The sequence below is a fragment of the Kitasatospora sp. NPDC059973 genome, from assembly GCF_042737525.1.
Classification (GTDB): Bacteria; Actinomycetota; Actinomycetes; order Streptomycetales; family Streptomycetaceae; genus Kitasatospora.
In genome coordinates this window covers 1-13052 of sequence record NZ_JBHWUI010000202.1, presented here as the reverse complement: position 1 = coordinate 13052, position 13052 = coordinate 1, and the positions used below count along the sequence as shown (strand labels likewise).

Annotated in this window: 13 protein-coding genes and 1 pseudogene; 8 read left to right on the top strand and 6 right to left on the bottom strand. The window is 70.9% G+C overall.

What is annotated here, in order from left to right; genetic code table 11:
* Positions 1-252: 252 nt before the first annotated feature.
* The 4 genes from ACFWA9_RS34480 to ACFWA9_RS34465 all read right to left on the bottom strand — a co-directional run bounded on the left by ACFWA9_RS34480 (position 253) and on the right by ACFWA9_RS34465 (position 4358).
* Positions 253-627: an STAS domain-containing protein gene (locus ACFWA9_RS34480; RefSeq protein WP_352298273.1), complete on the bottom strand. Its 375-nt coding sequence runs from the start codon at positions 625-627 to the stop codon at positions 253-255.
* Positions 624-1712 (bottom strand): B12-binding domain-containing protein, encoded by a 1089-nt coding sequence (locus ACFWA9_RS34475; protein WP_380392681.1) that lies wholly within the window; start codon positions 1710-1712, stop codon positions 624-626. Before ACFWA9_RS34475 ends, ACFWA9_RS34480 begins: the two co-directional genes overlap by 4 nt.
* Complete coding sequence (locus ACFWA9_RS34470) at positions 1709-3367, bottom strand: SpoIIE family protein phosphatase (RefSeq protein WP_380392678.1); 1659 nt, start codon at positions 3365-3367, stop codon at positions 1709-1711. Before ACFWA9_RS34470 ends, ACFWA9_RS34475 begins: the two co-directional genes overlap by 4 nt.
* A gap of 511 nt (positions 3368-3878) precedes the next feature.
* Positions 3879-4358: a MarR family transcriptional regulator gene (locus tag ACFWA9_RS34465; RefSeq protein ID WP_352298268.1), complete on the bottom strand. Its 480-nt coding sequence runs from the start codon at positions 4356-4358 to the stop codon at positions 3879-3881.
* Between the two features lie 85 nt (positions 4359-4443).
* Here ACFWA9_RS34465 and ACFWA9_RS34460 point away from each other — a divergent pair, with 85 nt between their 5' ends.
* The 3 genes from ACFWA9_RS34460 to ACFWA9_RS34450 all read left to right on the top strand — a co-directional run bounded on the left by ACFWA9_RS34460 (position 4444) and on the right by ACFWA9_RS34450 (position 7314).
* A complete protein-coding gene (locus ACFWA9_RS34460) occupies positions 4444-5634 on the top strand; it encodes a PP2C family protein-serine/threonine phosphatase (RefSeq protein ID WP_352298265.1) in 1191 nt (396 codons plus the stop codon).
* 451 nt (positions 5635-6085) lie between these two features.
* On the top strand, positions 6086-6373 hold the full coding sequence (locus ACFWA9_RS34455) for a hypothetical protein (RefSeq protein ID WP_380392674.1): 288 nt from the start codon (positions 6086-6088) through the stop codon (positions 6371-6373).
* 194 nt (positions 6374-6567) lie between these two features.
* The gene (locus tag ACFWA9_RS34450) at positions 6568-7314 is read left to right on the top strand and encodes a nucleotidyltransferase domain-containing protein (RefSeq protein ID WP_380392672.1); all 747 of its coding nucleotides are present in this window, start codon (positions 6568-6570) and stop codon (positions 7312-7314) included.
* An 18-nt stretch (positions 7315-7332) separates the two neighbouring features.
* Here ACFWA9_RS34450 and ACFWA9_RS34445 read toward each other — a convergent pair.
* Positions 7333-7611, bottom strand: a pseudogene (locus ACFWA9_RS34445) (hypothetical protein); the annotation flags it as partial.
* A gap of 246 nt (positions 7612-7857) precedes the next feature.
* Here ACFWA9_RS34445 and ACFWA9_RS34440 point away from each other — a divergent pair.
* Genes ACFWA9_RS34440 through ACFWA9_RS34430 form a run of 3 tightly spaced genes read left to right on the top strand, consistent with a single transcriptional unit; the run spans position 7858 to position 10389 of the window.
* Complete coding sequence (locus ACFWA9_RS34440) at positions 7858-8184, top strand: hypothetical protein (RefSeq protein WP_380392669.1); 327 nt, start codon at positions 7858-7860, stop codon at positions 8182-8184.
* On the top strand, positions 8181-9809 hold the full coding sequence (locus ACFWA9_RS34435) for an alpha/beta hydrolase (RefSeq protein WP_380392666.1): 1629 nt from the start codon (positions 8181-8183) through the stop codon (positions 9807-9809). The genes ACFWA9_RS34440 and ACFWA9_RS34435 overlap by 4 nt, the downstream gene beginning before the upstream one ends.
* Positions 9810-9849: 40 nt before the next feature.
* Positions 9850-10389 (top strand): hypothetical protein, encoded by a 540-nt coding sequence (locus tag ACFWA9_RS34430; protein ID WP_380392663.1) that lies wholly within the window; start codon positions 9850-9852, stop codon positions 10387-10389.
* A gap of 373 nt (positions 10390-10762) precedes the next feature.
* Here ACFWA9_RS34430 and ACFWA9_RS34425 read toward each other — a convergent pair whose 3' ends face one another.
* The gene (locus ACFWA9_RS34425; protein ID WP_380392661.1) at positions 10763-11101 is read right to left on the bottom strand and encodes an RDD family protein; all 339 of its coding nucleotides are present in this window, start codon (positions 11099-11101) and stop codon (positions 10763-10765) included.
* Positions 11102-11760: 659 nt separating this feature from the next.
* On the opposite strand from ACFWA9_RS34425, the gene ACFWA9_RS34420 reads away from it, so the two are divergent.
* A complete protein-coding gene (locus tag ACFWA9_RS34420) occupies positions 11761-12135 on the top strand; it encodes a hypothetical protein (RefSeq protein WP_380392658.1) in 375 nt (124 codons plus the stop codon).
* Positions 12136-12468: 333 nt separating this feature from the next.
* Entirely contained in the window at positions 12469-13047 is a 579-nt protein-coding gene (locus ACFWA9_RS34415; protein ID WP_380392655.1) for a hypothetical protein, read from the top strand.
* Positions 13048-13052: the final 5 nt, after the last annotated feature.

The following is a 13052-nucleotide window of genomic DNA, read 5'->3' as shown; positions in this document are numbered from 1 at the left end:
GCCGGACCCCTCTCCCCGGGGTCCGGCCGTTCGGCGTTCCGGGCCACCGCGCTGGGCCTCGGGCGCCCCGGCGGACGCCGTCGGGTGAACCGCCCGTCCGTGCGGAAGATGCCGCGGAACATCGTTGTCCCGGGAAGGCGAAGGCCTGCGACGGCGCCCCGCCGGGTCGTTTCCCAGCGGCGGCCGGCCCCTCGACCGCGATGCGGATGGCCCAGGCCGCGTCGCCGCCCTGGCGGGCCGGACAGCGGACAGCTATCCGCCCGTGGCAGCGTCCGGGACGGCTTCCGCGTCGAGGTCCCGCGCGGCGGGACCGGTGAGGTGTTCGAGGGTCTGGGTGAGGTTGAGCACCCGTTCGAGCACATCGGGGCGGTTGTCCAGGTGCAGGGTGGTACCGGCCGCTGTGGTGTGGCGGTGGACCATCAGCAGTGTCGACAGGCCCGTGGAGTCGATCCACGTGAGGCCGGCGAAGTCCAGCCGGACCTCGGGCGGTGACGGTCGGCGCACGAGGTGTGTCGCGACGGCGTCCAGGAGGTCCGGACCGGTGTCGTGGTCCAGTTCGCCGGTGATGCGGACGACGAGCGCCCCGGCCTGGGGGTCGATGTCGATGAATGGTGTGGGCGCTGTCATGCGTGTGAACCTGGTTCGGGGGTGGAAGGGGCCGCGGGGCCGGTGAGACGGGCGGTTGCCTGGCCGAGCAGGGCGGTGGCACGGGGGAAGTCGCGCAACTGCTCGGCGAGGACGGCCAGGCCTGCCGTCAGTGATCGAGCGGGTACAGATCGTGCACGGAGGATGTCCGCCGTCCACGTCACGAAGGTCGTGAACAGGTCGGGGTCGTCGACGTACAGGGCGGTGGTGAGGAAGTCGACGATGTGGGCGAGGTCCTCCGCGGTGCGCTCGCGCTGTTCGTCGCTGTAGGAGCGCATCGCGGGGAAACGGTTCTCCAGATCGACGAGGGTCTGTTTCACCAGTTGAGCGCGGGAGCGGCCGACCATGGTGTATTCCTGGTCGGACAGGTGGGGCAGATCGTCCACCGCGTGTCGGGCGGCGGTCGGATCGGGCCTGGGCAATCCGGCGTCGAGCGCGGATGCGGCGTCGCGAGCGTTGGCCGCCCATCGGGTCGCTCCGAAGGCGCGGGCGTAGCGCCCGTCCGTGCCGAACGCCCGCCCGCCCACCAGGACGGGTATCCCCACGGCCTGGCAGGCGGCGATCGCGGTGTGCGCGGTGGGCAGGTGCGTGGGCAGGGAACTGGACAGCAGCACCGCGTGCGGGTTGGTCGCGTGCAGGTGGGCGATCATGTGCGAGGTCGGGATCTGGGCACCCAGGTAGTCGACCTGCCAGCCACGCAGTCGCAGGACTTCGGCGACCAGACGGGCAGGCAGAGCGTGCCACTCCCCGTCCACACAGCTCACGGTGATCCGACCTCGAACGCTGTCCGCGGTCACCCCGTGGCCATGGACGACGGCCGCGATCGCCCGCTCGTTGATGGCGGTCGCGGCGTGCTCCTGGGCCACGGACATCCGGTTCGCGGCCCACTCGGCGCCCACCCTCTCCTGGACGGCCCCGATCACCTCCAGCAACAGCGTCTCCCTGTCGTGGCCCGCGTCGAGGGCGTCCTCGATCACGTCCACGGCGGCGTGCTCGTCACCGCCCGCAACCGCCGTCCACAACCTGTCACCCAGCTCGGCCACCCACGCGCTGCCACTGCTGCTCATGTGTTCCTCCCGCCCCGCCCTTCCACGATCCTCAGCGGTCCGCCCCGCGGCGCGCCGATGGCGAGAGTCGCCATGTCGTCGTGCCGTCCCCGGCCCAACCACTGGGAAGCCAGCATCTGCACCCGCTCCGTGATCGCTTGCGCGGGCATTCCCGCGCACTCCTCCAGGGCCCGCCTCAGACGCTGTTCACCGAAGAACTCACCACCGGTCGGTCCGCCGCGAGCCTCGGTGATGCCGTCGGTGTAGAGCAGGCAGGTCTCGCCGGGAGCCAGGACGGTCGTGACCGTGCGGGAGGTCACCGTCGGCAGTGCCCCGACCAACTGGCCGGATGTGGCGGCTTCCTCCACCTGGCCGCTGTTGCGGACGATCAGCGGACGCATGTGGCCGGCGCTGGTCAGCCTCAGGTCCACCTGCCCGGCCCGTCGCCGGGCGGACACGAGAATCAGCGTCGCGAACCGGGCATGGTGGGAGGTGAGCAGGGCGCCGTTCAGCAGGCCGAGCACCTGCTGGTGGTCTCCCGACAGGGGGAGCAGGGCGTGCAGGACGCTGCGGATCTTGCCGGTGAGTGCGGCAGCCTCCAGTCCTTTGCCCGCGACGTCGCCGAGGACCGCGAACGTCTCCTGGGAGGGATCCGCGCCGGGGTGGACGTCGTAGAAGTCTCCGCCCACGCGTTCGTGGTCGTTGGCGGCCCGGTAGCTGCCGGCGTAATCGATGCCGTGCACGCGCTCCAGCGTGGGCGCCAGGAGGTCGCGCATCAGCACGGTGGTGAGGGCGGCCTGCTCGCTGTAGAGGCGGGCCGCGGACAGGGCGGCGCCCGCCCGGGCGGCGAACAGCCGGGCGAAGACCTCCTCGCGGTCGGTGAAGGCGCGGTGGGTATCGGCCCGGAGCAGGACGAGCACGCCGGCGGGGACGCCGTGACCGGGCAGGGGAGTGACGATCACCGATCCGATGGGACCGGTGAAGCCGGGCGGGATCGCCCAGTCGGGGATCTCGTCGGGGCTGATCCAGCGGGTGGGCACCGGTGGGTAACCCTGAAGGGCCTCCGCCAGGCCGGGCACGGTGGCCGGGTCGATCCGGGCCATGCTCTGCGTGACCGGGCCGCCGTTCTGTGCGTAGGTCAGGGGGTGGCGGTACCCGTGGGCGGGGCCGACGATGACGGCCGCATCCGCGAGGTGGTCGGCAGCCATCCGGGCGGTCACCTCCGTGCAGCGTTCGACATTCAGTGAGGACAGCAGTGCGCTGGAAATCTGCGACAGCAGATCGGTACGGTCCCGCTCAGTTCTCAGCGCCTGCTCTGCCACGCGCAGATCGGTGATCTCCATCAGCCACCACAACACCTGTGCCCCTCCGTCATCGGTGGGGTGCGCCTCGAAGGTGCGGTGGTGCACCGCGCCCGAAGGGGCGGGAAGTGCGGGGGAACCGCCGTCGGCTCCCCCCTGACGACGATGCGCCTGGACGAGCCAGTCGGGCACGGCAAGATCCGCCAGCACGTCGCCCACCGCGTGGTTGAACAGCGCGCGGGCCGACTCGTTCGCCTCCAGCACGACGCCCGCGGCGTCCATCACCAGCGCCGGGCAGGGCGCATGATGCCACGCCCTCGCGACAAGGTCGGCGGTTGCTCGCGCAGGGGTGGCAGGGCCCTGGGGAGCACTCATAGGCGCGGGAATGCATCGAGCGTACCCCGCTCCTTCTACAGCTCGAAAATGTTGCATCGCGGCAACCGTCTCGCATCGTCCACCAGAAACGCAACCTCGGACCCGATCCCCGCACAGCCCCGGCACATGTTCGAGGCAGCGGTGCAGCGTAGACGCACTGCTACCGGATGGTCACGGTAAGTCGCCGCAGCTGCCCTGCCATACCCCGCCCCCTCTCCCCGCCCTCTGCACCCGACCCTCGGAACCGACGTATCGGCCGGGGCACTGCGTGCCAGGTCAGTGCCTTGACGAGCCGACCGAACCGCCGGCCCCGTGGCCCGCAGGAACTGCGGGGAGGACAAAGTCGGCGGACGCGCTTGGGCTTATCGGTTACATGCCGGAGCGCATCCGATGAATCGGCGGCCGTGCGGCCGTGCCCGTAAGCCTGTGGCCCGTCTGCACCTTTCCTCAACGACGGCAGCGGATCGTCCCCCAGCGGCCTTAACGGCAGGGTGCAGCGACCGAAGGTCGTTCAGGCCGACCGTGCGGCAGAAGTCTCACCCGTCCGCGGGGTCGCAGCCCTGCGGAAGGCCGTCAGGCCGGTCATCAACGCACGGCGGTCGGCTGCGGGCATGGCATCGAGGACCTCGGCGAGTGCCTGTTCGCGAGCCGAGCGGAGCTGGGCCAGGAAGTCCCGCCCGGCAGGTGTCAGGTGCAGTTGGAGCTCGCGCCGACTGGTCGTACTGGCGGTGCGCCGGACGAGCCCGATCGCCTCGAGGCGGTCACACAGCCGGCTGACCGACGAAGGGAGCGATGCGAGGGTGTCGGTGAGCGTGCGGAGGTTGATTCCCTCGTTCTCCGCCAGTACATAGAGCAACCGTAGCTGGGACACCGACACCGGGGCTATGGCCAGGTCCCGGCCCCGACCCCAGAGGACCTCCAAGAGCTCCACCACGGACGACGCGGTGGCCGCATGTTCGGCACGGCCCGGGAACGGGGAGACGGGGTCCATAAGGTCCATGCTGGCATCCCGGTCCCCTCACCGGGTAACCGGTCTGCCGAATCGGCCCGCTTTCGCAGGAGAAGGAGAACAACGGGTGACAGCCGATCTGGCCGCGGTCGAGCGCGCGCTGCGCACCGCCGCCCCGTACGCGTTGCTGGACACAGCTCGTGAGATCCTCGGACGCTGCTACGGCGTGCGGGCAGTCGAGCTGCTACTGGCCGACTACAGCCTGACCGTGCTGCAACGGGTGACCGACCTGCCGCACACGGCCGAGCCGCTGCCCGCACACGCCGGGGCGCCCGGCAGGGCCTTCGGTTCCCAGCAGGCGTTCACCGAGCCCGGCTCGGAGGGCGGCGCTGTGGTGCACCTGCCGGTCACCGTGCGGGGCGACCGCCTCGGCGTGCTCAGCATCGAAGTGGATCGCGCTGACCTCACACCGGAGCGGCAGGCGGAATTCGGCGAGATCGCCGAGATGCTCGGCCACCAGATCGTCGTCGCGGACCGCGACACCGACCTCTACCTCCGGGCCCGCCGTAAGGACCGCCTCACGCTGGCCGCCGAGATGCAGTGGCAGCTGCTGCCAGCCCGTGCCTGCGCGCGGGAGGAGTACGCCATCGGCGCCCAACTGGAGCCCGCCTATGCCATCCACGGCGACAACTTCGACTGGTCGGCCACCGAGGACCGCCTCACCCTGACCATCACCAACGGCATGGGCGAGGGCATTGACGCCTCGCTCCTCACCAATCTCGCGATCAACGCGTTGCGCAACGCGCGGCGAGCCGGCATCGACATCGCGGACCAGGCAGCGCTGGCCGATCAGGCCGTCTACGGCCAGTACCGGGGCGAGGCCCACGTCTCCGTCCTTCTGCTCGAGTTCCACCTGGACACCGGCCTGGTGGAGATCGTCGACGCGGGCTCCCCGAAGCTGCTGCGGCTGCGGGACGGCGCCGTCCAGCACATTCCATTCGAGGCGCAGCTGCCGCTGGGTCTTGCCGACGAGACCCCCTACGAGCCGCAGCAGGCCCGGGTGCAGCGCGGCGACCGGCTGATCTTCGTCAGCGACGGTGTGCACGCCGTCGCCTCGAAAGCGGGCGAGACCTACGGCACCGCGGCGCTGGCCCGCGCCATCCTGGCGACCCGACTGCTGCCGGCGGCCGAGGTGCCCCGCGCGATCTTGACCGAACTCGCTGCCCACCGCGACGACGACCCCCAGGACGACGCCCTCGTCGTGTGCCTGGATTGGTTCGGCCGCCACCCGGCTCCGGCCGACGCCTCCCCCTCCTGATCTCGTGGCGGCCGTTCAGGCCGCTTGTCCGTGCCCACCGGACGATGCGCGTGCATTCGGTCGGTCCCGCTCCAAGTGGTGACCGGTGAGCGGTAGGGCGAGGACGTCTGAACGCTGTGGCGATCGGCGTGCCTCGCGCCGAAGGTGATCGAGGGTGGTGGTGGCGCCGAACCGGTCCTCAACCAGGACGGCCGGCTCACTGCCGTCCGCAGCGCCCAACACGACGTCCCCTCCCAGAACTGGACCGAAGTCGCGCTCGCCGCGACCCACGACGAGCTCGCTCACACCGAACAGCAGTCCGCCGAACGAGGTGCCATTGGCGGCGTGTTGCTGTCTGTCCTCACCCGGCGTGCCGGGGCCGGGTTCCGGTGACCAGGAACAGGGCGTGGTCGGTAGGGGTGGTCCGGTACCCAGCGTCCTGGAGGGTCTGACTGAGGGCCGCGGTGAGGGCGTGGCGGATGCCACGGAGGTCGGGCAGTCCTCGGCGGACCTCGTGTCCGTCCGTGACCTGTATGGCAGGTCCGAGCGTGTCGGTGGGGCGCCATTCGATCAGCACGCCGCGCTCGTCCAGGCGCAGTCGCAGTCCGGGGGAGGACACTGGTACCGGACCCGCCCGTACGAGAGCTTCCGGAGGAACGGTGAGCGCAGCACCCCTGCACGGCCACCACGATGCGTGATGTACGAGATCACCGAGGCCACCGTCACCATCGTGGTGATCCACCTCGGCCGGATCGGCTGACTGCCCGCACCAGGCACCAACGGTGGCGGGGCCCCTCGACCGTGAGGGGGGTCCAGTACTGGTAGGAGTCGTTGTTCGACTGGTCTGTATCCGTGCTCCGTGCTCTCGGATCCGTCACGGTTCGTAGCGGTCAAGCCGGTGGGAATGGAAAACTCAGTCGCCGTTGACACAAGGTTCCTGAAACCCTGGCCGTCATGACCCCGGACCCCGTCGACCAGGCTCGACGTCTCGCGTGTGACCGTTTCCCCGATGCGCTCGTCGTGATCCTTGCCGGGTCGACGGCTGCGGGGCGAGCCACGGCCAGCAGTGACCTGGACATCGCGGTGCTCATCGGAGACGGCGGCGAGACCTGCCGGGAGACGATCCGGTTCGAGGGACGTGTTGTCGAGCTCTTCATCCACACTCGTGCCGGTCTCGTGGACCTCTTCGCAGCGGACGTTGCCGCACGTCGAGCGGTCCTGCAGAGCATGTATGCCACCGGTCTCGTCCTGGTCGACACGAATGGTGAGGCCGGACGCGCCCGTGCCCTGGCCGATGCGGACCTCCGCGAGGGTCCGCCGTCGCTGGAACCGGAGACGGTCGAAACGAAGAGGTATGGGCTGACGGACGCTCTGGACGACCTCGCCGACGCGGGCGACCAGATCGAGCGCCTCGCGGTGGCCGGCTTCGTTCTCAACGCTGCGGCCGATCTGCTCTGCGACTACCACCATGCGTGGATCGGCGGTGGGAAGTGGCTGCCACGGCGCCTTCTGGAAGCGGACGCGGAGCGTGGGGCCGCCCTGCTCGAAGGGCACCTGCACCTGTGTGAGTCGGGAGACCCGGGACTCATGATCGACGCGGCGTCAGGGATTCTCAACCTGGTCGGCGGGCCTCTTCGCGAGGGCTATCGCAGGACCTGGCGCGGTGTCATCGAATCGGTTGCGGCTGCCTCCGGGCGTTGACGGGCTGAGGCCGGTGACGGCGTGCCCGGCCTGGCGCAGCATCCGGACCGCCTCGGCGAGCATCCGGTCGGCGCCGCCGGTCATGTGGTGCACCGCGTATAGGTGGCCGCGGGCCCGCTCGGTGTACTCCAGTGCCTTCGTCAGCATCCCCAGCGCCTCGACGGTCGCGTCGTTTACCCCGGAAGGCCGGCGGTGCGCCTCTTCTGGCTCGTTGGCCCCGACGTCGTCTGCCACCGATGCCTCCCGCCGTGCTCGCCTGACCCCCTTCACCGTCGTCCGGCCTGGGTGCAGGCGCATGCGCAGGAGGGCTGACCGGCGGGAAGGGGTCGCAGCGCGGCGGGCAGCGGGTCCGGTGCCGCGTCGCCGGGCAGCGGGTGGCCGCCGGCGAGCAGTCGCGAATCGGTGGAGTCTCGGGAAGTTCTGGCTGCGTGTCGGGGGTGGCCGTAGCATCTGAGTATCTGTACGGATGCGGAGCGTACGCCGTCTGCCTAGCATTCCGCGGGGAGCGGGGGCTGGGCATGCATCTTCGGGGAGGGGAGTCACGTGGCTGACAACGCCACTGGCACGGTTGTGGTGAAGGCGGCGGACCTGCGGGCGTCCGCAGGTATCGCGAAGGGGCTGGGGGAGGAGCTGAAGGCACCGGTCCAGAACGCTCTGACCACCAGTGAGACCGTGGCGGGCCAGCTCACCGGCTGGTCGATCGCCGGCGGGCTGGGGCAGTTGGGGAGCGGATGGTCGAAGCCGCTCGCCGATGTGCGCCAGCGTCTCGCGGACACCGCGGCCAACCTCGACGCCAACGCCGCCGCTCACGAGAACACCGAGCGTGCGGTCGCCGGTGCGTTGGTTGCCGCACCGCAGGGGGCCAGGTGAGTCTCTACCAGCTTCTGCTGCGGTTCGATCCGCACGGGCTGCAGGACGCGGCGAAGGCCTGGACGGCACTGGGGCACGCGGTGGAGACCGCGGGCCAGCGGCACCGCAGCCAGGTCAACGGGCCGCTGGCCGGCAACTGGGAGGGCAACGACGCCAAAGCTGCGGTTTCGTACATGGGGAAGACGGAGCAGCAGCTGAACATCGTCAAGATGGAAGCGGATACCGCCGCCCTGGTGCTCAATACCGTCGCTGACCGGATGCACCAGGCGCAGACCAACCTCGTCAACGCCGTGAACCGGGCCGTGGACGCGGGCCTGAACGTGTCCGCCGACGGGGTCGGGGTCGTTGGCCTTCCGCCCGTGGGGGAGGGCGAGCGCAACGACCCGGACGCGCAGAGGGGGCGCCAGCAGCTCGGTTGGGACATGAAGGCGTTCCAGGGCCGGATCGATGCCGCGCTGAAGGACGCCCAGGCAGCCAGTGATCAGGGTAGTACGGCCTTGGGGCGGCTCAGTTCGGGCGCGCTCGACCCGGCCAAGGTGAACGGCGGGCTCGCGGGGGCGAAGAACGCGGCGGCCGCCGCGATGCAGGACCTCGGACTGGTCGATCCCTATATTCCGGACGGCAAGGACCCGGAGCAGTCCGCGGCGTGGTGGAAGGGACTCCCTCCCGAGCAGCAGGACGCCTATCTGGCTCTGCACCCCGACCGGGTCGGCAAGCTGGACGGGCTGCCCGCGACCGTCCGGGACGAGGCCAACCGTCTGGTGCTTGACGAGAAGCTGGACGCCTACCGCACCGGAAAGCCCGGTGACTTCGGTATCGACGAGGACGAGTACAAGTCGCGGGTCAACGCCCTGGAGGACATCAAGAGGAAGCTGACGGCGTCCGACGGGAACCCCGAGAAGCACCAGATGTTCCTCCTGGGCATCGATCCTGACGCGAACAACGGCCGGGCCATCGTCTCGACGGGGAATCCCGACAAGGCACAGCACACGGCGATCTTCGTGCCGGGCACCGGGACCGTGCTCGCCGGAGTGCCGGGGCAGATGGACCACGTCCGGCGTCTACAGAAGGCCGCCGAGGGCGAACGCAACGGGGACGTGGCCGTCGTCTCGTGGCTGGGCTACGAGACACCGAACTGGCTGAACGGATCCGTCGCCGAGACCGACCGGGGTGACGCCGGGGCGCCGCTCCTGCGCGACTTCACCAAGGGCCTGCGGGTGGCCGAGGGCGACAACGGGGTCTGTTCGCACCTGACCCTGATGGGACACAGCTACGGAACCTACGTCGTGGGCGCCGCCGCGCGGGACGGTGGCGTGAACGCCGACGACATCATCGCGCTGGGCAGCCCCGGTATGGGGGTGGACCGGGCATCGGAGCTCAACATCGACCCGAAGCACGTCTGGGTCGGCACGGCCAAGGACGACTTCATCCAGACGGCTACCGGCACCGTGTTCGGTGAGGGCCCCCAGTACGGGATCTTCGGGGCCCAGCACATCAAGGTCGACACCAGCGGACACGGCGGCTACTGGAACATGGGCCCCGGTGGGGCCAGCGAGACCCTCATCAACCAGGGACGGATCATCGCTGGCCGCCCGCCGACCCTCGCCCCCACCGTTCCGCACTGACGCCACAGCCGGTCCAGTTGACCGCCGACCCTGGAGCACCATGACTGCCAGCGCATTCCGCACCTCCGCGCGGATCACAGCCGCCGCGCTCCTGATCGCGCTGCTCGGCGGGTGCTCGTCCGCCCAACCCGACAGGAGTGACCCACTACCCGTGAAGTCCAAGGCCGACGCCCAGACCTGGGCCCAGCAGATCACCGAGCACATGGCCCGCACCGCCGGGATCGAGCCGGACCCGGAGACCGTCGACGCGCTCTTCACCCCGTGCACCGGGAGGAACGGCGAGAGCCCGTCCGACGACCGGTACATCCTGATGTACAGCGTCGACAGCCACGTGCCGCGCGCCCGGCACCCGGAAGCGGTCCGGAAGATCCGCGACATGCTGATCGGCGAGGGCCTGACGGAGAAGGGCTATCGCGAGGACGTGGACGGCAAGCCGGACGCCCTCGTCGATGCCTTCCACCCCAGCAGCCGGTACACGGCGACCGCGTCCACCGCGGGGACCGGCGACCTCATGTACCTGCGGGTCATCACGCCCTGCCTGCTTCCCCCGTCCGACGGCCCCACCCCCTCGAAGCCCTAGAAGCTCGGGCCGGTTGTGCCGGGTGGGACTGTTCAACTCTGCTCTGCCTGGTCAGCGGATGCAGCGGTGAGCTGGGACAGGGGTGGGGCAGGGATATCGGGCCGGCTACCGCCCTGGGGCGGCGCCGTCGATCACGGCGAGCAGCCGGGCGTGGACGGCGGCAGCGGCTTCCCGGGTCGTCGGGTCCGGGTCCGTGAGCTGGGGGCTGGCGCATCTACTGGATGTACGGGCCGGACGAGAAGGACGACCAGGGCGAGCCGGTCTCGGTCATCACGGTGCTGGTGATCGGCCCGCACCTGTAGGCCGCGCGTTTGGCGGGTCGGGCTCCGATCGGGGAGCCTGACCTGCCGTGCGACGGGAGCACCCGCCGGTGTCACTGCTGCTGGCGAGGAAGGGCGATCCGGCCGATCAGGTCCTGGCGCACGACGACGCTGCGGCTGATGGTGTCGGCCCAGGTCTGGCGTCGCACGTGGGTGACGGGACGGACGAAGCCGGCGAAGGCCGGCAGCGCGTCCAGGCTGTGCAGGACGCCGCGCCAGATGGCCCGCGCCGCGCCGATCGGCGCGCCGGTGTCCTCGTCCACCGTCACGATCCCCACCAGCCGCCCGCCCAGGCCCTGCCCGGTCCGCCCCCCGCTCGGCCCACTGGAGCACCAGCCACCCACCCCCGACCACCCAGTACCCACCCGCCAGCGACCCCCGAATGTGCACATCCGCGAGCAGCGCCAGCAACTGCAGCGCAGCGAACGCCGGCGCCAGCGCCGACAGCCCGGCCAGGTACGCCGTCATCAACCCGCCCGCGATCCCCACGTCGATCCCGGCCGCCGTCGCCCGCTGCGCCCAGGAGGCAAGGCCGGGGATGCCGGTTCTGCGGGCGGGCGCGGAGGGAGCGCCGGGAAGCCACCAGGCGACGGCCGGCGGCGGGGCAGGGATCGAGGGGTGATCGTGCATGACTGGTCAACGCCTCATCCCCGGGCTGGGGCACGCGGCGCGGGGCACGGACCGCTACCGGGCGCCCCGGGGGCGGCGGCCGTCTTCGGTCGACATGGTCGCCGCAGAAAGATGCAGGTCGAAGCCCTGGCTACCGCCGACCGGCGGGGCTAGCATTCCCGGCACGGCGGCCCCACCACGTGCAGCACGGGCCGTCGAGCAGAGCGGCCGCGCCACGCCCCCGGCGCAGCTGGACTCCCACCGGCCGGGCCCTGCGGACGTCCCCCGTCGTCCCAGGCCCGGCCGCCTGCGCCCCGCCGAGGCCTACCGGCCGGCGGGCGGGGAGCAGAAGGGCGTGGCCCACGGCAGCGGCCTGGAACACCCCGCGAATCGCTGTTTGTCCCGCACGGCGGAGGGCTCCTGCCCCGTAGGCTCCTCTCTCGTGCCTGATGACATTTCTGTTCCCGATGACTTGATCGGTCTGCAGTTGGCGGCCCGGGCCGCGCAGCGTGCGGTCGAGGAGTTCTCCGCCGAGATCGCGGCGGAGGCCCGTGTGAGGTTCCCCGCTCCGGAGCAGTGGCTAGAGCGTCTGTGCTGGCCCGCCGATCCGCCGGCGGGCGGCTTGCAGGACGGGCCCGCTGCCTCGTTCTGGCCGGCGGAACTCACCGAGCGGCTGTGGCGGCTGCGGGAGGAAGCCGGTGTCGCGTGGAAGAAGGCGGGCGCGCATCAGGCCTTCGACGATGCCCGCACCGCCGGCCGGTACCCGAAGTTCCTGAACGCCCTGTACAAGCGCATCAGCGAGGCCGAAGCGGCCTGACCGAGTGCGCGCGTCGCGAGCCCGGCACCAAAGCGGTGCCGGGCTCGCTGCGGTGACCGGTGGGCGCTATCCACTCGCGCCGAGGGGCCCCTGCGCCCCGGTGTCGGGTGGAGCTCACCGACGACCAGGCGGTGGATCTCGGTCTGCCGGCTGCGGGGCCTGACGTCCCGCTCGGGTGGTCACGAAGCCCGACCCGGCCTACGAAGGGGCCGCACCGCGATGGCCAGGCCCGGTGACCCTGCCCTCGAGGTCACCGCCGCCCCGCAGGCCCCTCCGCGTCGGGCCAGCGGAAACCCGGAGACAACCGTCGGTCCGGACGGCGATGATGGCCTGGTGCAAGAACCGCTCACCCCGCTCGACCAGGACCACCAGGACCCCGACACCGGCAGGCTGCCGATGCAGTGCGTGCGCGCCGACGTGTACGCCCGCTGCACCGTCCAGCTCGCCCACGACCACCAGGTCGCCGGCGCCGAGGGGACCTGGGACCAGGCCCTGACCAACGCCCTCACCGCGATCGTCGCCCACCAGTGGCCCGGCGCGGAGGCCGATGCCAAGGGCCGGATGCTTCCCGCCGCCGCCCTGCTCGGCATCATCGAGAAGCAGCTGGACGAGCTCACCGACGAGCCCGGCGTTTACCTAATCCCCGACCCGAACGCGGACGCCGAGCGGGCCCTCCCGCAGGAACAGGGGCCCGGGATCTTCGGCCTGAAACCCCTCGACACCGCGCCGCCCCCGCCGGGCACCCGCGTGCGCTGCGCCGTATTCCGCGAAGGCCTCGCCGCCACCCAGGGCGTCCGGCACGCCCGCTCCGCCGAAGGCGGTCTAGGAGCTGTTCAAGGTTCGGATCATGTGGTTGAGGTCAGGGACTTCAACCACATGATCGATCCGCGTAGATGGAGGCCGGCCGTGTAGCTTTC